This window comes from Halotia branconii CENA392 (assembly GCF_029953635.1).
In the GTDB taxonomy this organism is placed as follows: domain Bacteria; phylum Cyanobacteriota; class Cyanobacteriia; order Cyanobacteriales; family Nostocaceae; genus Halotia; species Halotia branconii.
Genome location: NZ_CP124543.1, coordinates 4,798,689 through 4,819,931 on the forward strand (window position 1 = coordinate 4,798,689; position 21,243 = coordinate 4,819,931).

The window sequence follows — 21,243 nt, forward strand, 5'->3', positions numbered from 1 at the left end:
TGTTGAAATTATGTTGCCAGAAATGCTATTACAAGTAGTTAATTGAGGTAGAGGAACGTTACAACACTCAAAAAGAGAAGTTAATAATTCTCAATATTGAGGCTGTTCGCTCCTAATTGTCAGCGGCATTTGATGATGGGATTTGTTTGTGTGCGATCATTTTCATGTACAGTTACCGCTATACCGCACATCAAAAGCGGGTATTTACCCTAGCACAGAGTATTTCTACTCAATCTTTAGTATCTCACGAAGTTAGTCTTTTAGAGAAATTTAATTATCCTGTTTTTGTCTCTCTGCTCTAATATATTGATTGGCTTGTTGTCTTAAACTCATCACACCTGCTTGGCTCAACGTCATTGCAATGATGTTGCCCATATCATCTTTTTCAAAGGAAATATTCGTATTCACAGCTTTAGCGAAAAACTCTAGCTCTGATGTGGGAAAGAACTGTAACGGTGGCTGCTGCCCACATTGTAGGAACAAATTCCCATCTTGACTCATTACTTTAAACTGTAATCCTGCTTTGGTTGAGTAAAACCCACAGTAGCTGTCAGTTTGTAACAAGGGAATAATTGTTTTTTGTTTAATAAACATATCAGGCCAATTATACTCAAGTGCGATCGCTTGCATTACTTCTGGTATCAGTTCAACTTGATTCGAGTTGAGCATGACTACAGCACCTTTGCCAATATGCGTGTAAACACGCATTAATGCTACAAATCCTTCATTTTTACCACTATGAAAAAAGTAGAAACCGTCGCCATCTCCACCACCTGCGAATAATCCCAATCCTACAAATAGTCCATTCCCTAATCCTACAAACTCCTTGTTAGCTCCTTGTATCTGCTCTGGCTGTTGAGGACGCAACATTTCTTCAATAGTCTCTTTACTCCACACAGCAGGAGATAAACCATGTAATACTCGCATAATTTCAACTGCGACTTTGGCTAAATCTGATGGGGTTGTCCACAAACCTGCTGCTGCCATCTCAGGATAAACGTGATGTTTGCCTTCGAGTGGGATGCCAGAAAAAAGATGAGCAGTTGCTGCCCTTGTTAAGCAATCATTCAACAATGGCTGTTGGTAAGTGCTATTTGTCATACCTAAGGGGTCAAGCACTAATTCGCGCATAATTTCTGGAAAAGGTTTGCCAAGCAAATCAACCAATACCTGTTGGGCAATTGTCGTGCCGCCACCCGAATAGCGATAATGTAAACCAGGAATAATATTGACCTCTACTCTATCGCTATTAGCTGGAGGTTCGCCGTTGAGAACTTGAACCGTATTTGGTAATGGGTCTGAATTTAGATAGCCACTAAAGCCATGTACAGTTAAGCCAGCAGTATGACTCAACAACTGGCGCAGAGTTATTCGGGGTTGCCAATCTGCGATCGCAGGCACACGCCATGAGGTGAGATAATTATTAACATCCTCATCAAGATTAAGCCGCCCCTCCTGCACAAGCCGCATAACTGCTAAAGCAAAAACAGGTTTGCTGATTGAGGCTGCTTGAAATAATGTGTTTGGTGTAATTTGACGATTTGTTCTGGCCTCACACACCCCAAATCCACGCGCCCATTCGATTTCAAAATTATTAATGACGGCAATACTGATGCTTGGTGTGTGGTAGTGCGCCAATCGCTCATACAAGTTTTTTGGTGAACCGAATTTTTCTTCTAGTGCTGTCGCTGGTAAAAGATTATTGATAATACTCTCAATGCGTTGCTCAACAGATTGCTGCATCAATATCACCTACTTCTTAGTTGAAAAGCGATCGCTGTTAGGTAAAATTAAGTGCGGCCATATTTACTTTTACTCAGTAGACTCAGCTGGAGGATGTTCTCCCATGACATACAAGACACGACGCAAGTTAACTATACCTTCCCGGTTCAACTGGAGTACTTCTACTGTGGCACGTCCTATTGGAGTCAACCCAATTACTAAAGTAAAAGTATCATTCCAAGCAAAATGTTCATTCCATAGTTGTTGGCGTGGATGATATAGCGACACAATATTACCACTGACTAGATCCTTAGCTTCAATCTTGTTGTACTTATGGTTGTTGCAACCTTGACAAGATAAAGCCAAGTTGTCCAAAGTAGTTTTTCCACCTCGACTTATGGGCGTTATATGTTCTATTGAAAATGCTTGAATAGCAAAACTTGCTTGACTTTTACAATATTCACAACATCCCTGAGCGCGTTTGGTAACAGCCTTTTTTTGTTGTGCTGTGACTCGATTTTCAGACATAAAGTTGCGTCTGAATACCTAAATTATCTATTAACGCCGTAAGCGAAATTCCACGTAAACGAGCTAACTCTGCTAAATACTCTATGCGTTGTGCTTGCATTTTTTCAATATATTCAGTTAAATTTAATAGCTCTTCATACTCCTTAGAGTTGAGGGTTTCATCTTCCCTTTTAGCAATTAACTCGTCGTAATAATTTTGAGTATCTGAGGGAATACTCTGATTGATTTTCAGTAACAATTCTGCTTCGAGTTGAGGTAAATTAAAAGCCTTTCGTTGCGCTTGTAGTGAAATGACTTGAGATACAAATTTTTCTAAATCAGCCTGACTTAATTGTTCAACAGCCTTTAGTAAGTCTTGTGGAGACATTTGTACTTCAATTTTTACTGTTGACATTGTTTACATCTCACCAGCTCATTTATTGATATTCTACCAGCATCGTGCTGTGTGGGATGTCATCTGCGATCGCACTTAGCATACTCTAATTTACAAAAAAGCTTAAGCTCATCCCACGAACTTTATACCAAAGTTAATTCGTGGAAAGAGCTTAATTTTGTATTCAGTCCAATATCTAACCAGTAGAATTAACCAAACCAGTGAGATGGTTCAGAGTCAGGTTGCACTGTTTCACAAAGATGATGGCTTATCCAATCTGACTTTTCTCGGAAGAGAGTATAAATACCTTGGTGAATCAAATTTTGTAAGTGTATTTGCTGTTCTAAAGCACTACGAGGCACTCTGTGGTTGATTGAACACTCTTCTTTTTCTAAGTTTTCCAGGGAAATTTGTTCTGCTGAGACTGCACTATAGAGACAGGGAATGCGGCTAAGGACAAAGGCAACTAACTCTTGACGCAAATCAGGAATTGCAAAAGCTTGTTGATAAGGATGATGCGGATACGTGTCTAAAACGTTTTCAATCTCTCCTATGACAGATTGTTGTGTTAAATTGACTACTGTTTTCATCAGTTTTTACTTCCTTTTTTATCCAGTCTATATTTGATTGATGCAGAGAAAAATACTCTAGATAGTCGTCTTTTGATGACAACTCATTTAGAAGTGATTTCAGTGATAGATACTCCGACTCTAAACGAACTTTTTATCTTGGTAGAATATGAGACATCTGGCTCTGCTGATTTGATACTGAGTGACAGTATGACTTTTGAAAACAACACTCAATAGATTTAGTGAAGCACCGATGTTTGATAGTTTTATTCTAATTATTTTATTTGTCTCAACAGAAAACTACACAAAATGCATCATAAACTCTGAAGGATCAATTTAAGTGTCAAATAAAACAATGTGAACAATAAAATCCCCGACTTTTTTAAGAAGTCGGGGATCTGAGAATAGTAATAATAATCAATCTAATGATAGATAAAATTATTAGTTTAAAATTGTGAAAAAATTCATATTAGGTAAAGTTAGCTGATGTAATTGATTGTTAATTGCCACCGATGCAGCCATTCCTGAAAGCATCGCACCTTCTATGAGATTGCCACCGCACCAATCACCACAACACACTAAAGGTAAGGAAGTATTCGCTGATAAAACAGCTGCTTTGAAAGGATTTTGAGGAAAGGCATAACGCCAGCGATGTACTTGCATCCAATCAGGCTGAGCTAGCCAAGGAAGCGTTAGAGTTTGGGCTGCACACTGTAACATTTCTTGTCCTACAGGTTGTAAATCTGGAGATTCTAAATGAAGTTGAGCAAAATGAGCGCTGCTTTGCACTACAAATATTGGTTGCTGGGGGGTAGGACGCTTGCTGCTATCTAAACCAACCCATCCCAAAACAGTGTGATCAATAAAATTGATTGCTTTCCATTGTGGAAGTGATTGTTCTGGAGTTTGATATCCTGCGATCGCAGTTATACAAGGGTCAAATTCTACAGAAATCAGGTGTTCTATAAATTCTTTGCTTAATAAACTTGCACCCAAAGGTTCCAAAAGCGTCAAAGCTTGAGGTGCAGGAATGGCAAATACTACAGCTTGAGCAATTAATTTTTCGTTGCTGGATTCTAGAGTCAAACACCAACTATTGTCGAGAGTTGGGTAAATATTGATGACACGTTGATTCAGCAGAATTTCTAAATCTTGAGCAAGAAATTTAGCGATCGCACTCATTCCCCCAGGCGCAACATAGCGAGGAATTAGGTTTTCTGGTTTATGTAACACACCATCTGCTGAAAGTTCGTAAACCTGATCTGTCCAGACTTCCAAGAGATGGCGATCGCTCAATAACTCAACTAAACGTCCTAACAACTCACCTTTTGGATTGAGGTAACATGCTCCATGATCTGCATAAGTTCCATACAAGCGGCGTGTAGCCACTCTTCCCCCTAAACCACGAGACTTTTCCACAACGATTACCGAATATCCCGCTTGACTTAACTGCTGGGCGCAGACTAAACCTGCCATACCAGCACCAACTACTGCAACATCGATCATCAGTTAATAGTCCTTTATTATTACTAGTCAACAAAGAGGCGGAGGGGCAGGGGGCAGGGAGCAGGGGGAGCAAGCCCTGCCTCAAAGACGTGGAGCAAAGCGGAACATGGAGAGAAGTCTGAGCGGAGGCTTCCTCCGCTCAGAACTTCGGGGTATGAAGCCCCGCCCTTACTTCGACTACGCTCAGCACAAGTACGCTCAGTAACCATATAGGACGCTCGAACTTAGGCACAAAGTACAAGCTCCATCCCAGCCTCTCACCCTTGCTCCCTGCTCCCCTGCTTCTTTTGACGCAAGTCCCTAACTGATAACTGATAACTGTTAAAAAGCTAATAGTAGAATAAGGTACAGGAAAGCTGTACGGAAGAGAGGCAGGAAAATTGGATGAGATGAGGGCAGCGCTGGAGTTAGCAACCGAAGAAGAATTGCAAGATTTAACAGCAATTCTATTTAGTCGTAAGTTTAATCCCTTAGATTATGTTCATACACCAGAACCCATCGAAGTGCAAAGCCAAGACCGCAGAGTTTGGCTAGACACCCTAGAAAATCGCTTTCGATTTTTGGCGGCAGATGGCATAACGGTATTGCGAGGACGCACAACTCAAGTAACTTACCGACAAGCGTTAATTCAAGTTTGTAAATATCTGAAAATTCCTTATTCAGATCAGTTAACAACTGTTGATTTAGAAGCAGAAGTATTTTTACATTTGTTAGGACAGGTGTGGAAAAAGTTACCAGAAAAAGAAAAACAAAAATTGACCGAGCAGGTGCAACGTCATCTAATAAAATCAGAACTTAAACAACCGTTACCGCTGTTATTGCAGCGTGACCCTTTAGGATTACTGTTTAAAGGTGGTAGTGCCTTGGCTGTAACATCCGTTCTTCAGCCGCTGGTTTTACAACAAATTGCCCGTCAATTTGCCATCCATTTTGCCACTTATCAAGTAGCTAAACAAGCGGCAATTACAGGCTCAGAAGTAGCTACAACGCAATTTCAAAGCTATGTAGCCGTGCAAATGGCGCGACGGGGCATGACTATGAGTGCAGCCCGTTATGGAGCAGTCCGTGGTGTGTTTGCTGTTCTCGGCCCCATGATGTGGACTTGGTTTTTTGCCGATTTAGGATGGAGAGCGATCGCTACTAACTATGGTCGCATCATCCCCACAATTTTTGCCTTAGCGCAAATTCGTTTGACTCGTGCTGAATGTTGGGAGCCAGCTTGAAGTTAGCTTTTTACCATCCTAATCCTGATTTACAAGCCCCTTGGGATTATGCCCAAATTGGACTGTTGATTTTTCCCTTAAGTCCGTTGTTGGGGGCTGTTGGTATCGGTTTTGCCATATTAATAACTTGGCTGCGTCAAAACCGCATAATCATCCACCGCCCCCTCAATTGGGGATTTGCTTCTTTAAGCGTCTTACTCATAATTAGCTGTGGGTTTGCTGGTGATAAAACAGCGGCTTTCCTTGGTTTATTTAATTTTTTACCGTTTTTTCTACTTTTTGTAGGACTCAGTGCCTTAATTCAGACAACTGCCCAATTACGACAAATAGCTTGGATTTTGGTCATAGGTTCTGTGCCATTAACCATTATGGGTTTCGGGCAGTTGTTTTTCGGATGGGCTTGGAAATTTCAATTTTTGTGGATTGTATTTGATTGGGCGATCGCACCTGGAGGAGATCCACCGGGACGCATGGCTAGTATTTTTATGCACGCGAATACTTTCGCTGCTTATTTAGCGATTGTATTTACCCTAGGGTTAGGCTTGTGGCTAGAAGAATGGCGCTTAGGTATTGGGTATCGTTTCAGGCGGATTAACAATCGCTTAGTTGCTGTTCCTCAACCCTCGCTTCCCTTGCTGTTTTTAAGTGTGGCAGTAGTTGCCAATTTTGCTGCCTTGATTTTAACTGACTCACGCAATGGATGGGTAATTGCGATCGTTGCCTGTTTAGCTTATGCATTTTATCAAGGTTGGCGCATTCTTGTCGGGGGAGTTCTCGGTGTCGCTACTAGCGCTCTTTTGGCAGCTTTTGCTCCCTTAGCAATTGCTAACATTTTTCGTCAGTTCGTTCCGGCTTTCTTTTGGGCGCGGTTAAACGATCAAATGTATCCAGATAGACCAGTGGTCTTAATGCGAAAAACCCAATGGGAATTTGCTTGGTCTTTGACTCAGCAGCATCCTTGGACAGGTTGGGGCTTACGTAATTTCACAACACTCTACAAAGCACAAACGCAGATTGATTTGGGTCATCCCCATAACTTGTTTTTGATGTTATCTGCTGAAACAGGACTGCCGAGTACGATATTATTTTTTGGTTTACTTGGTTGGATATTTTTTGCAGGTATGCAACTGTTAGGAAAATCAAACGGTATAGCAAAAAAAGATAAATTGATATTTTTCAGTTATCTTTTGGTGTCTGTGGAGTGGTTACTATTCAACACAGTAGATGTCACTCTTTTCGATTTTCGGTTGAATACACTCTCATGGTTACTATTGTCGGCTATTTGTGGAGTAGCGTTTTATTACAACCAACCTAATAAGCTTGTAGATGCAAAAAAGTAGCTTAGAGGTTGATTTTTAAGAGCGATCGCATTAATTACAGGCAAAAATTTTTCAGTGCTTACACTGGGGTCGTTTCTAAGTTTTAGTTAATAAGATTACTATATTCACATTTGTGACTGTGAGTGTGGTTAATCTAAAAAGTTAGCCACTGTTGCTGATAGTTGGGAAGGTGTAGGGACAACCCTTTTGGGTTTTCCTGCATGACGGGCATCTAGCTTTAGATGCCCTTTTATATTATTTAACCCTCTTTTGTCACTCTAGGCAGAGGAAAAATAGAAATAAGAGATATTGAAGTTTTGAAAAATTGAGCAAGTCAGATTATTAACAATCATTTGAAGTTGAAAAAATCCCTCAGATAGCTTAGGGACTGTAAAGACCGCTAACCAAGGTTTAATTAAGTTAAATAATGTAAATGGCTGAAGTATCAAACGGAGGTTATTCAGAATACTATTCCAACCATTGCCTTGATTCCACCCAGGATGTGATGAAAATCTAGATTCAGATTGTGGTGGTAATTTTAGCAGTTGTTCGGAATGAAGACTAACCAACAGATAGGCACTAAAAACAATTTCCCACCACTTCTCTATTTGTGAATAATGAGTTAGGCGAAAATCTGCCCATCCTAATTCATTTTTACTTTGTTTTAAACCATATTCTACCCAAGTTCTTAAACCATAAAAATTGCCCACATCTCTTGGAGTAATCTCTGGATATTTACTCATGACATACCAAGTCGTGTTTTTTGGAAGAACTTCAATATCCGTTGTTATTTGCCAATACCTTACTTCCGATTTTTTGCCACATATTATCTCTCTAATATATCTATTCTCTGAACTTAAATCCGAGAAAACACGCTTGAATCTTTGCCAATCTGAGTATTTTACTTTTGAGTCTGTAATTCCCCATGCTCTATGGTTTGAGCGAATCGCTACAATAAAATTAAGATTTAATTCATTTAGTACGCTTAAAAAACTTTTACTACTTTCACCATATAAACTATCCGCCAGCACCAGATTGAATCTAAACCCCATCGACCGCAATTTTCTTATCATTATCCCGGCGATTTCGGGTTTGGTTAAATATTTCTCTCCTGGTTGTAGTCTTTCCCTCGGTTTATATACTTCAAATATTAGAGGAAACGTCATTCCAGATAAGACTGCATATGCTGTAACCGCCACAATACCGTTATCTGTTTTACCTAAATTTCCAATGTACTGTCGTTTCACATAATCAGTCGTATTTCCTTTTTTCTTATCCCCTGTCTCATCAATTATTAGTATGATTGGGCGACCTTGAAGTATATATAATATTAATTCTAACCTTTGCCTCCTTAATTCTTGTACATCCCAGGGTGATTCTGTTAAAAAATGGTGTAATGCTTGATGATTATCTAGCCCTACAATTTTCGCTATTTCCGGTAAAGTTTTACGTTTTATATCAGAAACACATCCCATGTGTAGGTACTTAAAAGCTTCAAAGCTTCTAACTTCTGGAAAGAGGTTTTGATACAAATGGCAGTATTCGTCCACAAATTTTACTGTGGGTGCGCTTCGGCGAGGCTCAACCATACTCTCTGTCTGGTGTTTTTGCGATCGCTCCTAATTATACTTTGTCGAGAGTGATAAAAGAGGGTTAAGTTTTTATTAGTTAAGCACGCCGACTGTTGCCGCGTTTTTATTAATTCGCCTCTACATGGTTAGTAAAGACAAGAATGTAGTAGAACTTATATTTTCAAAAGCGTTGTATTGCAGACACAACACTTTTATTTTGCTACAAAGTTTGCATTAATTCGTCTTTACATGGTTATACCAATTCGCAATTCGCAATTAAAAAACCTAAATGCAGCAAAGCTTTCAGGGTTTGGATCTGTATCAGATTTTTCGTGAAATGGTATAACTAGAAACTGCTGGGGTTTAAAAAACTTTTAATACAAGAATTATAGCCCCTATTTTCGTAAACTAATCCAAAAATATTGTTTCAGCGATCGCCTGTCAACTTTACTCTTTCACATAAGTATAGATGTAGTGCGATCGCTATTCTTGTTTCTATATTTTAAGTTCATAATTACTAATTAAGTTTTTTAATTCTTTATGTACATCATACATAAGAGTAGCTTTCTCCAAAGAAGTAAATTTTTGTCCTGTAATATAATTAAGACAATTTAATACTCTAGCTTCCCAAGCTTTCTTATTATTAGTCTCCCATCTTTTAAACACTTCAATTTCTTCTAATCCTAATATATTATGAAATAAACTATTTCTTTCCTTTCTGGTAGTCTCATTAAATATTTTAAAATCGACATTTTTTTGCCAGTCTGGTAATTTTGATATTAGTTGGTGAAGAGATTCTTTACTGCTTCTATTTCTATCTCTAATCAGCCCTTCTACAGCGCGAAAACTATGAAATAGTGCCTCAACAGTATTGCCTTGCTCTAGCCGTACCATTCCTAAATAAGCTGCTTCATAACCTACCCACCACCACTCATCTAAGCGTTCTTTTGCAAGTTTTTCTCTAGCTTGTGCAAACTTTTTAAAATCTGCACAATTCCAGAGAATAGCCATATCTAATAAATCTTTAATTTTCTGCTCTTGAGAATTAACTTCTCCTTCCCAAAGTTGCTTTAATAAACGTTTGACACCTGAATAATCAAAGCGTTCTAGTAAAGCTTTTGCTTCTTGTAACTGAAGTCCTTTTAAATAGATAGGACTATCAATAAAGATAGGTTCCCTAGGTTCATATTCATTACTTACTAAAAATTTAACTTGCTTGCCAAATCTAGCTAAACTCATAAATTGAACAGCTGAAGATATTGCTGGTGTTCCAGCTTGATGACTAACATAAACTGTTTTCAGAAAATTACAATCTAAGGTACGAAATTTTTCTTGTACTAAAACAAGAGTTTGATTCCAATTATCTATACCTCTATCTGTGGTTTTTGGTGTTAGATATAAAAATTCTGGATGAGAGTCAAACTTGTATTTAAAATACCACTCCAATAGAGGGGTAAGTGTACAAGTGTCTTGCCAAAAAGGACATTTTTCGTAAAGTCTTTGGTCTTCATCAAATATTTCAGCTTGGTCTGTAAGCAGAATAACTATTCTTTCTGGCTTAGTTTTTTTATCTAAAAAATGTTGGTAATAAGTATCTAATAGAGGAAACTCTAAATCAGACTTGTATTCATCTGATTGATTGCCATAGACTAAACCTAAAATTCTGGGAGGTACTGTATATCCTGCCTCTTTATTATATGGATCTTTCTGAATAGGTGAAGCAAATTCTGTACATTCCAAATCATATCTGACTTCACTATATAAATTTCCCCAGTTCTTGTCATGTTTGAGGATAATATCACTATTGCCTGTTGTCACAATCCACATATTCATATTTATTTGCCCCAAAGTTTGGTAAAGTCGCTAGTTGGTAAGAAAGTCAAAAAATCCTGTGTTATTTCATCTTTTTTATCAGGAAAAATCGTCAGTAACTCTACATACTCTTTGCCTTTACGCCTGATTTCTCCTTCTTTAGTTTTGATATAGCGCGGATACATGCGATGCCAAAGTCTGCCAATTTGACCTAGCTTACCTGTAAGGCTTGAACCTTTAATTGATTTGACTCCTTGATAATTACCGTGAAACCATCTCACGGCTAAACTGTCATCTTCATCTTGGGCAATGCGTCCCCAAACTTGCACTTTTTGAGGATGAAATGATTCACGCCAATAACTTACTTGATTACTAGGAATTTTACCTTTTAATTGCAACCAATTATTTACAGTTTTATGAATATCATTCAGGATATTTGTAATATGGTTAATGTTATTTACGGGAAAATAGTATTTATTTGATTGTTGCGTAAATTGCCAATGACAACCTATTAGATGTTTCTCATATTCTGGAAAGAAGAGACGATGGTCAATGCGTCGCCACGATTTACCAAAACTACCAAGCAGCATCGCAAATCTGAAAATTTGTGTTGCTAATGTCCTCAATTCTTTTTTGTATTCTGTTGAGATATCACCCATGCTGAGAATATTGAGAGTTCCTGCATTTAATTCATAAATAGGCATGGTATTTCGACCATACCGATATTCATCCATCTCTAAATCAACAGCATTAAAAGCAATTCCTAACTGTCCTACAACAGCACCGTTTTTACCAGCGAAACCTCCCCAAAGTTCTCTAGTTAATTCTTCGGCTGTATTTTCGTCGGTGACACCACTAAATAACCGCAAAGTGTGACCGCGTAAGGCGGCTTTAAAAATGTTGGGTCGAAATTCACCACTTTTATCGATTAACTGTGATGCTAAACCTTGTCCACGTAGGTTAAAAGTGACTAACTTGGTTTCGGGCTGATTTATCGGTTGACCGTAACCAGCACTGACTCTAGAACCTATACCTTTTTCTATGGCTTTATCCCAAATATTCCAGATGATTTCCCATTCGCTGGGTTCTAGTATTTTGGTACTGGAAATGCCGAATACTAATGTGGGTTGATAAAGGGATATCTGAATAAAGGCTGAATGGCTATCGTTATTTTTAATTTGCCAATCTTGTTGAGGATGAACTACATCGATTAATGGTTGTTCAACCCAAGTTGCATCTTTGGGATAACCACCATGAAAGCGTAAACTTCCCGGTTGGGTATCGTCGTTAGTTAGTTTTCCGCCGCAATATTTTTCACGTTGTTCTGAGGTGCAAGCGCGTGAAAAAGCGCCTTTCATACTTGCACCTGGGTAAAAGGGAAATCCTTTTGCGGCGATGACTGGACGAATGATATCTTCGTCTTGTCCGCTGTTAGAAACAAAGCGCCAAGTTATTTTATACTCTTTTGTTTTGATGTTGGTGTGAAATGTAGGAGCATCGATTGCAGAACCTTCTACCCATTCATCAATCCATCTTTCTGACTGTTTGGGATTTTTGATGTATTGAATTTGTCCGCGTCCTGCAATTTGTGCTTGAAACATTAAAGGAACTTCGTTACTGTTGGTCATCATCGACTCCTAATTTTTTATAACGCTGAGTCCACCAAACCAAGCTGTCGCAAAATTGAGTCAGAACAGCTAAACAAATTCTTTGGTCTTCTGGGGGAAGTTGCCATAATTTAGTGGCAATTTCTTGAATTTTTATGGTGTCTTTGTTGCTGACATTTTCCTGGGGAAGTTCAATTCCCGCTTTTAGCATGATTTTGGCAAAGCTTTTCCAGGTATCGCGCCAATATTCGCCTTTGGGTGGTTCTTTGTCTAAGAGGCGTAATTGTTCTCCCCAAAATCTTTCTAAACCGAATGCTACGGTGATTCGCATTTTGTGAGATTGACCAATGACTCCTTTTTGGTCGCGGTGCTTGAGTATTAAGCGTTGTGCTTCTTGGTCGAGGTCGTATGATTTCCAGGTCATAAGTTGATGAATGTAGAGGGAACAGGGAACAGGGAACAGGGAGGGAACGGGCAACGGGGGAATCCCCGTAATTAAAATTAGGGAACTTTGATAAGGAGGCATGAATGTAGAGGGAACAGGGAACAGGGAACGGGCAACAGGGGAATCCCCATAATTAAAATTAGGGAACTTTGATAAGGAGGCATTAATTAAGGGGCTTGCATCCTTTTTTGGTAGCTAATTTCTCTCTCTGGTCATTTTTCTAGTTTTTTAATAAGAGAAATAATCATTCGACTCTCTTCTCGAAGTAAATAAATAATCGATTCTATATCCGTTTGGCTACATATTCCTACCCTCTGAGATAAAATCATGTGTGTTTCTAATTCGTTAATTGAGCCTTGAGCAATATTAAGAAATCTGATATACTCAGCGGTTGACCTTCTTCCATAACCTTCTGCTATGTTAGCTGGAATAGATGCCGCAGATCTCCTGATTTGTTGTACCATTCCATACAACTCATCTTTAAGAAAAGTTTTAGTCAAGAAATAACATTTTTAAACTATATCCATACCTTTTTGCCAAATTTTTAAATCTTTAAAATCATTAATTTCTGACATTTAAAAACCTCTTATTTTATTCATTTTTTCCCTACTCTCTTTAACAACTTATTCATCTGTTCCCTGTTCCCTTTAATGTTAAATTGCAGTGACCAAAGCCGATGGATTCTAAGCCTCCAAGGTAAATATCTACGTTGTGAGTGTTATTGAGAGGTTCCCATTGTTTACCTGATTTGTCGTCTCTAATGGCGATGGGAAAAACTAAGATGGTTCCTTCTGGTAAGGCTTCGGTGTTGAAGAAGCCACCGCCATCTACTACTTTTTCGGCAGGTTTTAAGCGGACTCGACTTTGACGATATAGCGCCATGTCATGAATTATCGAAATGTCGCTATCTTCTACTATGACTGCTGGCTTTTCTTTTCCAGATGGGAACCAAGGAGATAAGTCTGCGGTTTTGTTGATGGTCAAAAAACCTAAGTTGAAAAATAAGGTTTTTTTACCTTGAGATTCTCTGGCTTTTAAGTTTTTTGAACCTGTGTAAGGGTCGGGTATTTCTATTTCTTTGAGAGATTTACCGTTAATTGTGACAGTATCACCGGCGATTCTTTGGTAGCGTTGGAGTAAGCGCGGACTAGTTACCCACACAATTGGTTGACCAGGACAAAAGACTGGTAGCCAAAGAATGGAAGCGTATTCAAATTTGATGATAGATTCGCTGTTGATTTCTGATTGTTCTGAGTCTGCACCATTACCATACCAATAACTGGCGGCTTGTTCTCCATCGATGAGGCGCATTTCGGAACGCAAACGACCGCGAATTGAACTACCAGGAAGTATACCTGTTTGGGTAAATTGGTCACGGAAAATTAAGTTTAAATTACCGCTTTCTTCTCCGGCGGTTGCACCGACATGGAGTGGTGCTAAGGTTTCAATAATTCCATAAGCTTTTTTATACATTTTTAAGCTACTCCTTTAATTTCTGTTGGTAAACATAGACCACATCCTACTTGTTTAAGGCTGTAACCTTCTTTGGGAAACCATGCTTCATCCCATTCACACCAAGGTTTGTTTAGAGGTGCTGCTAAAACATACACGCTACCAGCCGGAACTGCGTAACGTCCTCTTCCTAAATTGCCTTTGGCGCGGTAACGGTAAGGTATTGGTTTGTCGGTTAGCATTTGTATGGTTTCGGGAAAGTTTTCGTGTTGGGGATGGCGGTGAGAAAAGCGGTTAGAACCCCAAATTGCTGGTGTAATTAAAGCGAAGGTGCGTTTTATTGGTTGATTTAATAGGTCTAAGAATTTCTTATTTTTAAGTTCTTCGCACTCGATTTCGACAACGTGGTTTTCACCGCCAAAGCGATACCAACCGGGTTCGATGGAATAGGTTGAGAGATAAACTAAACAGGTATCATCTGACATTTGAACGGAGTTTTCGAGAAATAATCCGTCGGAGTCTTGTACACATCGTTCTGAATGTTTGATTTTGGGATGGAGAAAGGAAACGTATTCCCACGGATTATCTGCAACAGATTGATTGGACTTGAGTATTCTTGGTGCAATTCCCCAAGAGTTGATAGTTTGCCAACGATAATCAGGTTCTAGTTTTTCACTTTTATTTTCTAACTCCCACTGTCCATTTTTCAATTGCCATTCATCTACTGCTTTTTTGGCAATGATTTTATGCCAAGGAATGGGAATATAAAAATTTTGCTTGTCTTTGATTTTTGCCCAAAAAGGGCCAGCTACAAATAATTTATCACTTAGCTCTTTTTTGGGAATTTTTTCAGTAATTTTGTTAATGCTAAAAATTAAACCTGAAAGTGTTGCGGCTTCTGGGGGAAATTTAAAGCCAGAAAGACCAACTAAGTTATCAGGTGAAAGAAATGCACCTGCACTTCCATACATGAATCCTAAGGGATTGATGGTGATTAGGTATTTGAACATGGCTAGCAAGGTTTATAGTTAGGAATTTCGTCTTTTTTTGAGGACTGAAGTCCTCACTACGAAAAATTTATAAGTTTTTAGATTGGTTAACATATTTGAATTTATTCTCATTTAATCAGGACTTACGCAAAAATAACGTAACTCCGTCATTACGAGCGATAGCGAAGTAATCTACCCTAACGCTGGGATTGCTTCCCTACACTCCGTTCCGGTCGCAATGACAATATCGGCTTTGCGTAAGTCCTATTAATTACTTAAATGCCAGCCTATTTTAATTAAGTCACTTATCCAGTTAACTGTGGCTTCTGCTCGTTCGTAACTATCATCTTCGTCACTAAAACCAACCAGATATTTAGCATGTTCATAATTTAATAATTTCTCGCCTTCGCCTGGGAAGTAAATATTAAAAAACTCAATGGCGAATTTTTCGCTAAAAGTTTTTTTGTCAATGTTAAAAGCACGCCGGGATTGCAGTTGAGCTAAATCTTGATAAATATGACTCCAGTTTGATTGTTTCTCTCTGTCTTGATATTTGGTCAATATATCTAGATAATTCCAAGGACAAGTCCACTGGACATATTGACCACTGTTAAAAACTATGCGAATGGTGACTCGTCCACGTCCTGAAGATTTGGCTAACTTTTCGGCTTCACGACAATGTTTTAAAATATCTCTTTGAGGAACGCTAGAACCAGCCCAAACAAAGCCAACACTTAAGCCTATCTTTTGGTCATGTTTTTCCCAAGTTTGGGGTAGGGTAGTTAACCATGCAAATGCTTGTTTGGCTGTAATAGGTTCTTGGTCTTTCTCTCGATAAATTGCGCCTAAAAAATCGTCACCACCTGCATAAACTACTCGACCAATTTCTTGAGGAAAATCTCTGGTAAAATCTTTTCCCCAAAGTCGCATAGCTTGACTAAATTTTTTTAGTTCATCATCACCATTTTCTAATTCTGCTAATTTTTTTAAATGTTTGCCTACTTCATCGCCGTCACCCATAAACCAACCTGTCCAGCGTCCTTTACCTTCCTCATTTTTGGCTTTAAGGCCACGATAAATTTCACTGAAGCTTTCTAGCTTAGACATGCCTAAGTTGTGGGCAATTTCGGGAAGTGTGACTAAACGCTTAACCAATTCGGGAATACTTAATTTCTCATGAAGTGCAAAAAATTTGCCTTCTGGTTCTGCATCTTGAGGAAGATTTTCTAATACGCAAGCGAGGCGTTGATAAAAAGTTTTAATATCATCTTTTTCTATTGTCCACTGGCGATTTTTAGGCTTTCTCTCTACCCCGCCTAAGCCGGGAAAGGCAATTCCATCTGTACCAGTTAAGCTAGAACTTTCGCCTATCCAGTTAACCGCAGTCCACCCACGAGAAAGTTTGCGGGTTTCTAAGTTATCCATCGCCGCTTGAATACTATCGCCTTCCGCCCAAAAGATTTCCCAGGCGTGGTTTCCCCAGTTTGTCCATTCTCTATCCCAGAAGTATTTATAGTCAGGTAATTTCTTCTCTATCCAGGTGCGACATTCTTGTAATATTCCCTTCCATGCAGATAACAGGGTTTTTTCTACCTGTGATTGAGAAAATTCTCCCTTAATTAGGATGCGATTGGGCATTCCTTTTTGGACATTGGGAAGTGCTGGAGAAATAACTGTTGTGGTTTTTTCAGCTTCTTTTACTAGCTGTTGGCTGAGATAAGAGAGAATCAGGGATGCACCATATAAGTCTCGGAGTTTGCGGGATTTCTCAATGAATCCTTGTACGGGAGCAAAGGTAGTTGCTGTATATTTGGCCACGTTTACCATAGTTACTGGATGCGGTCTTGTCTAAATTACAGGAGAATTTTGAACTTTGATTCAGTAGTTATACTTTGTAACAATTTTGCTCTGTGGTCAGCCTTTAGGTGTTTGCACAACGCACCTCTAGTAATAAGTAGGTCGGAGTAAATATTGTTGGGACAAGGCAAGGGGCAGGGGGCAGGGAGCAGGAGGAAAAAGAGTTTTAGCCTCATTTACTTTTCTTCACACAGTTTGGTTTTATTGCACCGACTTACTTATATGCAAGCTTGGAGTTATGTAACACTGGGTAAATTACTGTGACATTTACATCTTCTCGGAAAAACTGAGAATGTAAATACCTTTTCGTGCGAATGACGAAATTTGTTTGGATGTCTGAGTGATATTTTATTTAAGGTGAGTTTGATCAACCTCTCCCCAACCCCTCTCCGACGCGGAGAGGGGCAGAATGTTTCTTAGTTTTGAACCAAAAAATAAAGGTTTCAAAGCCTCTCACACCGTACGGGAGAGGTTTTGAGAGGGGTGTTTTAGAGCCGTCGAACTCAGGTTATTTAAGGTGTTGCAGATTTGTGAGATAATTTATCGGGCTATACCCCAGCTTTGCTAACACGCAGAGGCGCAGAGAAGATGAAGAGTTTTGGTGTTAAGAGAGAGTTTCAGATGTTCATCGACGCACCTCGCCGAATCGCTGAAACCCTATGTTTTTCGTTCTAGTGTGTCGATGCCTTACAGGACAAGGGTTTGAGGTATGTATTTTACTTATTTTCGCACAACATATATGATATTTTTAAGAGATGCGTCGATTTGGCGGCTGAAAGCCTTACGGGGCAAAGGCTCCTAGACGAACTCTTTCCCGATTACTTCAAATCGGAATGAATGGAAACTTTGGGGATATCTGCCGGTAATCGAAAGTTATGAACTTTCCCGATTACTTCAAATCGGAATGAATGGAAACTTCACCGCTACTTTATGGTGAACGATTTTCTAACAGCGAGGCTTTCCCGATTACTTCAAATCGGAATGAATGGAAACCCTCCAGCGCACCACGAACCCAGACTTTCTCCTGACTTTCCCGATTACTTCAAATCGGAATGAATGGAAACCTCGATCCCCATCTCCGTCCACTTGCGAGAAATTCTTTCCCGATTACTTCAAATCGGAATGAATGGAAACGTTTTTACTGTTGCACCATACACCGACCTAGAACCACAACTTTCCCGATTACTTCAAATCGGAATGAATGGAAACAAACAGGAGATATTGGTTTGAAGTCTAACGTGGGTCTTTCCCGATTACTTCAAATCGGAATGAATGGAAACGGTTCATACCAGGCAACCACCTCATTTTCAACTTTGACACTTTCCCGATTACTTCAAATCGGAATGAATGGAAACACAAAGTGCCAATGCTGAAGTAAATAAACCAACAGGAACTTTCCCGATTACTTCAAATCGGAATGAATGGAAACACTTGACCTCGAAGGGAAGGATTGTAATACATTTTCCTTTCCCGATTACTTCAAATCGGAATGAATGGAAACACCCCATCGTCAAAGAGGGGCAATGGGGATTCAGACTTTCCCGATTACTTCAAATCGGAATGAATGGAAACTGTAGCATTGGTCTGCATTAATCATTTTTCTACCCTTTCCCGATTACTTCAAATCGGAATGAATGGAAACATTTTGGTGAAATATCTTGGAAACAGTTGCTTCGGCTTTCCCGATTACTTCAAATCGGAATGAATGGAAACCTTGGAGTCGGGCTTGGTGCTGGACTTGGGGTCTTTCCCGATTACTTCAAATCGGAATGAATGGAAACTATAGCAGTCCACATAAGAAAAACACACAGTTCCAACCTTTCCCGATCGCTTAAAATCGGAATGAATGGAAACTTAGAATCAACTTCAGAAACACCTGCATCTTGTAGGTCGTCTTTCCCGATCGCTTAAAATCGGAATGAATGGAAACCCTTGAGGCATGAATAGCCCGTTGGCCTCCGCCTGAGGAAGTCTTTCCCGATCGCTTAAAATCGGAATGAATGGAAACTCTCCGCACCATGCGCCATTGAAACCCATTGCGTCTACTCTTTCTTGATGGAAACGCGCTATGATTGCGATCGCCTGAAATCGGAAAGAATGTAAACTCATTAAAAAGACAAATCCCCGACTTTTTTAAAGAGTCGGGGATTTTGTTTGTCAGAATGCTAGCTTTTCAATTAGTTACTGCATTAAAATCTGACGAATTAAAATACTCATCACCTCGCCAGGGTTGGCGGTTGGTAATAATGGACTCCAGTCTCCAGTGCTGGCGTAACCAATCACTTGCAGATAGTGAATGGTACTAGTAACAGCTTTGGGAGAACCAATCAATAAATGTTTAATCGGTTCTCTTTTTGGCAAGAGATTTTCAGAAAATTGATTAAAGATGAGTATATTTAAGCTTTCGTCACCCAAGTATTGTTGCAGTTGTAAGAAAGCGAAATTTTGATTGTCTACAAACTTTTGAACTTGTGCCATGATGGTAATTGTCTCCCAGAATGGGGGTTTACAGAAAGGCGATCGCAGATTCTTGGCAGAGGGCGATCGCCTTTCTTATTACTACTTTAAAGTATAATTTTATACTTGTCAACCACTTAAGCAAAAGTAATAGATTAGACTTGACAAATATCCTCTATACCCCATCCCCCAACAAGAATATCTTTCATAACTTCACTTAAACTTCATATTTTGACTAAATTTAATCAGCAAAAGCCGTAATTATTTGCTCAAAATGCTTAAATGCTTTCTCAAAAGGTTTAAATGCTTTTTCGTTTTGGTATATTCAGCAAGTCAAAAGGCATTTTGCTTTCTCAAAAGGCTTAAATACTTTCTCATTTCGGTAGATTTAACAAGTCAAAAAGCATTTTACTTTCTCAAAAGGCTTAAATACTTTCTCATTTCGGTAGATTTAGCAAGTCAAAAGGCATTTTGCTTTCTCAGAATGCTTAAATGCTTTCTGTTTTGAGTAGCTTCTACCAATTCTCTAAATTTATTAATTACGAATTATTTCGTTGTTCGCTTGAAAACCCTAGACAATAAACAAATAACAGCTAAAAGTGAAAGTAGAAAAACTTGGCTCTACCATACTTGTTATGCTAAATTCGCAGCTGATACCAATTCACTAAAAGTATGATACAGATAAATTAGGAATAAATATGAACGGGTAAAAATGGTTGGAGTCACCAAAGTCGAAATAAAAGAATCAGTCCAACAGTTGCATGAACTGCTCGTCAAACAGAAAACAGCATCAAGCCGTGAACGAGTTCAAGCTTTGTATTTACTGAAAATGGGGCAAGTAAGAACGGTACAGGATGCAGCTTTTGTCGTAGGCAGAGAAAGAGTGACAGTGCAAAGATGGTTAAAAACATATACAGAGTCGGGAATAAACGGTCTATTGTCAACAAAAAAAAGTCCAGGGCGACCGCCAATTATTGATGGTTCGACCAAAGAACAACTTTTAAAAGAACTTGAACAGCCATTTGGATTTAAAAGCTATGAAGAAATCCGAACATGGTTGAAAGCGGTTCAAGGTGTGAGAGCGTCGTATAAAGTAGTACATGATACAGTACGCTATCGAATGAAAGCGAAGTTAAAAGTACCAAGAGCAGTAGGGATAAAACACAATGAAGAAGCAGAATTAGAATTTAAAAAAAACTGCCACAATACCTAGAAGTTATAAAAAAACACGTCATAGAGCCAAAAGATAAACATAAAGAAATTAGATACTGGTGTGGTGATGAAAGCCGTGTAGGATTAAAAACAGAATTAGGAAGACTGATCACGCTTTGTGGCATTAAACCTATTGGCATCATGCAATGGAAACGAGAAAATTTCTATTTATATGGTTTAGTAGAGCCGTTAACTGGTGAGTATTATATTTGGGAATTCTCTCATCTCAACACAGCTTGCTTCAATATCTTTTTAGAACAGTTTGCAGCTACGTATCCGGAAGATATACACATACTTCAATTAGACAATGGTGCTTTTCATTTAAGCCAGACTCTTAAAATTCCAGAAAATATTATTTTATTATTTCAACCTCCACATACTCCCCAAGTCAATCCCATTGAACGTTTATGGGAAGAAGTAAAAAGGAATTTAAGTTGGGAATGCTTTGCTAATTTGGACGAGTTAAGAACAGTTATTTGGCAACGTCTTGAGGAATTAAACACATCAATTGTTGCGAATATTACAGGTTGGGGTTTTATTCTGGATGCTTTATTTGTATCAGGCTTTTCGTGAAATGGTATGACTAAGAGGGAACAGGGAA

Annotated in this window: 19 protein-coding genes and 1 CRISPR repeat array; of the genes, 5 read left to right on the forward strand and 14 right to left on the reverse strand. The window is 38.9% G+C overall.

Translation table 11 applies throughout. The annotated features are described in order from the left end of the window. Positions 1-270: 270 nt before the first annotated feature. The 4 genes from QI031_RS21055 to QI031_RS21070 form a co-directional block, all read right to left on the reverse strand. Positions 271-1,743: a serine hydrolase domain-containing protein gene (locus QI031_RS21055; protein WP_281481589.1), complete on the reverse strand. Its 1,473-nt coding sequence runs from the start codon at positions 1,741-1,743 to the stop codon at positions 271-273. 69 nt (positions 1,744-1,812) lie between these two features. Further along, positions 1,813-2,250 (reverse strand): HNH endonuclease, encoded by a 438-nt coding sequence (locus tag QI031_RS21060; RefSeq protein ID WP_281481590.1) that lies wholly within the window; start codon positions 2,248-2,250, stop codon positions 1,813-1,815. Continuing rightward, positions 2,243-2,644: an STAS/SEC14 domain-containing protein gene (locus tag QI031_RS21065; RefSeq protein WP_281481591.1), complete on the reverse strand. Its 402-nt coding sequence runs from the start codon at positions 2,642-2,644 to the stop codon at positions 2,243-2,245. The genes QI031_RS21060 and QI031_RS21065 overlap by 8 nt, the downstream gene beginning before the upstream one ends. Positions 2,645-2,832: 188 nt before the next feature. Next, the gene (locus tag QI031_RS21070; RefSeq protein WP_281481592.1) at positions 2,833-3,213 is read right to left on the reverse strand and encodes a hypothetical protein; all 381 of its coding nucleotides are present in this window, start codon (positions 3,211-3,213) and stop codon (positions 2,833-2,835) included. 33 nt (positions 3,214-3,246) lie between these two features. On the opposite strand from QI031_RS21070, the gene QI031_RS21075 reads away from it, so the two are divergent. Beyond that, positions 3,247-3,429, forward strand: coding sequence for a hypothetical protein (locus QI031_RS21075; protein WP_281481593.1), 183 nt, complete (start codon positions 3,247-3,249; stop codon positions 3,427-3,429). A 204-nt stretch (positions 3,430-3,633) separates the two neighbouring features. Here the strand turns inward: QI031_RS21075 and QI031_RS21080 are convergent, their stop codons facing one another. Then, positions 3,634-4,698 (reverse strand): NAD(P)/FAD-dependent oxidoreductase, encoded by a 1,065-nt coding sequence (locus QI031_RS21080; protein ID WP_281481594.1) that lies wholly within the window; start codon positions 4,696-4,698, stop codon positions 3,634-3,636. Between the two features lie 380 nt (positions 4,699-5,078). Between QI031_RS21080 and QI031_RS21085 the strand changes: the two genes are divergently transcribed. Both QI031_RS21085 and QI031_RS21090 read left to right on the forward strand, forming a co-directional pair. Continuing rightward, positions 5,079-5,921, forward strand: coding sequence for a YaaW family protein (locus QI031_RS21085; RefSeq protein ID WP_281481595.1), 843 nt, complete (start codon positions 5,079-5,081; stop codon positions 5,919-5,921). Beyond that, positions 5,903-7,261, forward strand: a complete 1,359-nt coding sequence (locus tag QI031_RS21090; protein WP_281481596.1) for an O-antigen ligase family protein — start codon at positions 5,903-5,905, stop codon at positions 7,259-7,261. The genes QI031_RS21085 and QI031_RS21090 overlap by 19 nt, the downstream gene beginning before the upstream one ends. A 257-nt stretch (positions 7,262-7,518) precedes the next feature. Here the strand turns inward: QI031_RS21090 and QI031_RS21095 are convergent, their stop codons facing one another. From QI031_RS21095 to QI031_RS21135, 9 genes are all read right to left on the reverse strand, one after another. Continuing rightward, positions 7,519-8,829 carry an IS701 family transposase gene (locus QI031_RS21095; RefSeq protein WP_281481597.1) on the reverse strand — a complete coding sequence of 437 codons (1,311 nt, stop codon included), beginning with the start codon at positions 8,827-8,829 and terminating at the stop codon, positions 7,519-7,521. Between the two features lie 477 nt (positions 8,830-9,306). Further along, positions 9,307-10,644, reverse strand: coding sequence for a hypothetical protein (locus QI031_RS21100; protein WP_281481598.1), 1,338 nt, complete (start codon positions 10,642-10,644; stop codon positions 9,307-9,309). A gap of 2 nt (positions 10,645-10,646) precedes the next feature. Further along, the gene (locus QI031_RS21105; protein WP_281486089.1) at positions 10,647-12,251 is read right to left on the reverse strand and encodes a hypothetical protein; all 1,605 of its coding nucleotides are present in this window, start codon (positions 12,249-12,251) and stop codon (positions 10,647-10,649) included. After that, positions 12,238-12,654: a hypothetical protein gene (locus QI031_RS21110; protein ID WP_281481599.1), complete on the reverse strand. Its 417-nt coding sequence runs from the start codon at positions 12,652-12,654 to the stop codon at positions 12,238-12,240. The genes QI031_RS21105 and QI031_RS21110 overlap by 14 nt, the downstream gene beginning before the upstream one ends. Before the next feature lie 233 nt (positions 12,655-12,887). Next, a complete protein-coding gene (locus QI031_RS21115; RefSeq protein WP_281481600.1) occupies positions 12,888-13,175 on the reverse strand; it encodes a four helix bundle protein in 288 nt (95 codons plus the stop codon). Between the two features lie 127 nt (positions 13,176-13,302). Beyond that, positions 13,303-14,148 (reverse strand): type III-B CRISPR module RAMP protein Cmr4, encoded by an 846-nt coding sequence (gene cmr4, locus QI031_RS21120; protein ID WP_281481601.1) that lies wholly within the window; start codon positions 14,146-14,148, stop codon positions 13,303-13,305. A gap of 2 nt (positions 14,149-14,150) precedes the next feature. Further along, on the reverse strand, positions 14,151-15,137 hold the full coding sequence (locus QI031_RS21125; RefSeq protein WP_281481602.1) for a type III-B CRISPR module-associated Cmr3 family protein: 987 nt from the start codon (positions 15,135-15,137) through the stop codon (positions 14,151-14,153). Positions 15,138-15,383: 246 nt separating this feature from the next. Further along, complete coding sequence (locus QI031_RS21130; protein ID WP_281481603.1) at positions 15,384-16,943, reverse strand: Cas10/Cmr2 second palm domain-containing protein; 1,560 nt, start codon at positions 16,941-16,943, stop codon at positions 15,384-15,386. An 839-nt stretch (positions 16,944-17,782) separates the two neighbouring features. Further along, positions 17,783-18,981: direct repeats of the CRISPR family, unit length 36 nt; unit sequence CTTTCCCGATTACTTCAAATCGGAATGAATGGAAAC. 173 nt (positions 18,982-19,154) lie between these two features. Next, complete coding sequence (locus QI031_RS21135; protein WP_425525979.1) at positions 19,155-19,451, reverse strand: hypothetical protein; 297 nt, start codon at positions 19,449-19,451, stop codon at positions 19,155-19,157. 691 nt (positions 19,452-20,142) lie between these two features. On the opposite strand from QI031_RS21135, the gene QI031_RS21140 reads away from it, so the two are divergent. Next, positions 20,143-20,643, forward strand: coding sequence for a helix-turn-helix domain-containing protein (locus QI031_RS21140; protein ID WP_281480997.1), 501 nt, complete (start codon positions 20,143-20,145; stop codon positions 20,641-20,643). A 47-nt stretch (positions 20,644-20,690) separates the two neighbouring features. Then, the gene (locus QI031_RS21145; RefSeq protein WP_281485908.1) at positions 20,691-21,215 is read left to right on the forward strand and encodes an IS630 family transposase; all 525 of its coding nucleotides are present in this window, start codon (positions 20,691-20,693) and stop codon (positions 21,213-21,215) included. The last annotated feature ends 28 nt before the right edge of the window (positions 21,216-21,243 follow it).

What these genes read in the sequence shown, in the direction of transcription:
- QI031_RS21090 (WP_281481596.1), top strand. Translation starts at nt 5,903, where the DNA reads ATGTTGGGAGCCAGCTTGAAGTTAGCTTTTTACCATCCTAATCCTGAT.
- QI031_RS21105 (WP_281486089.1), bottom strand. Translation starts at nt 12,251, where the DNA reads ATGACCAACAGTAACGAAGTTCCTTTAATGTTTCAAGCACAAATTGCA.
- QI031_RS21065 (WP_281481591.1), bottom strand. Translation starts at nt 2,644, where the DNA reads ATGTCAACAGTAAAAATTGAAGTACAAATGTCTCCACAAGACTTACTA.
- cmr4 (WP_281481601.1), bottom strand. Translation starts at nt 14,148, where the DNA reads ATGTATAAAAAAGCTTATGGAATTATTGAAACCTTAGCACCACTCCAT.
- QI031_RS21135 (WP_425525979.1), bottom strand. Translation starts at nt 19,451, where the DNA reads ATGGCACAAGTTCAAAAGTTTGTAGACAATCAAAATTTCGCTTTCTTA.
- QI031_RS21095 (WP_281481597.1), bottom strand. Translation starts at nt 8,829, where the DNA reads ATGGTTGAGCCTCGCCGAAGCGCACCCACAGTAAAATTTGTGGACGAA.
- QI031_RS21110 (WP_281481599.1), bottom strand. Translation starts at nt 12,654, where the DNA reads ATGACCTGGAAATCATACGACCTCGACCAAGAAGCACAACGCTTAATA.
- QI031_RS21130 (WP_281481603.1), bottom strand. Translation starts at nt 16,943, where the DNA reads ATGGTAAACGTGGCCAAATATACAGCAACTACCTTTGCTCCCGTACAA.
- QI031_RS21140 (WP_281480997.1), top strand. Translation starts at nt 20,143, where the DNA reads ATGGTTGGAGTCACCAAAGTCGAAATAAAAGAATCAGTCCAACAGTTG.
- QI031_RS21125 (WP_281481602.1), bottom strand. Translation starts at nt 15,137, where the DNA reads ATGTTCAAATACCTAATCACCATCAATCCCTTAGGATTCATGTATGGA.
- QI031_RS21100 (WP_281481598.1), bottom strand. Translation starts at nt 10,644, where the DNA reads ATGAATATGTGGATTGTGACAACAGGCAATAGTGATATTATCCTCAAA.
- QI031_RS21070 (WP_281481592.1), bottom strand. Translation starts at nt 3,213, where the DNA reads ATGAAAACAGTAGTCAATTTAACACAACAATCTGTCATAGGAGAGATT.
- QI031_RS21080 (WP_281481594.1), bottom strand. Translation starts at nt 4,698, where the DNA reads ATGATCGATGTTGCAGTAGTTGGTGCTGGTATGGCAGGTTTAGTCTGC.
- QI031_RS21055 (WP_281481589.1), bottom strand. Translation starts at nt 1,743, where the DNA reads ATGCAGCAATCTGTTGAGCAACGCATTGAGAGTATTATCAATAATCTT.
- QI031_RS21060 (WP_281481590.1), bottom strand. Translation starts at nt 2,250, where the DNA reads ATGTCTGAAAATCGAGTCACAGCACAACAAAAAAAGGCTGTTACCAAA.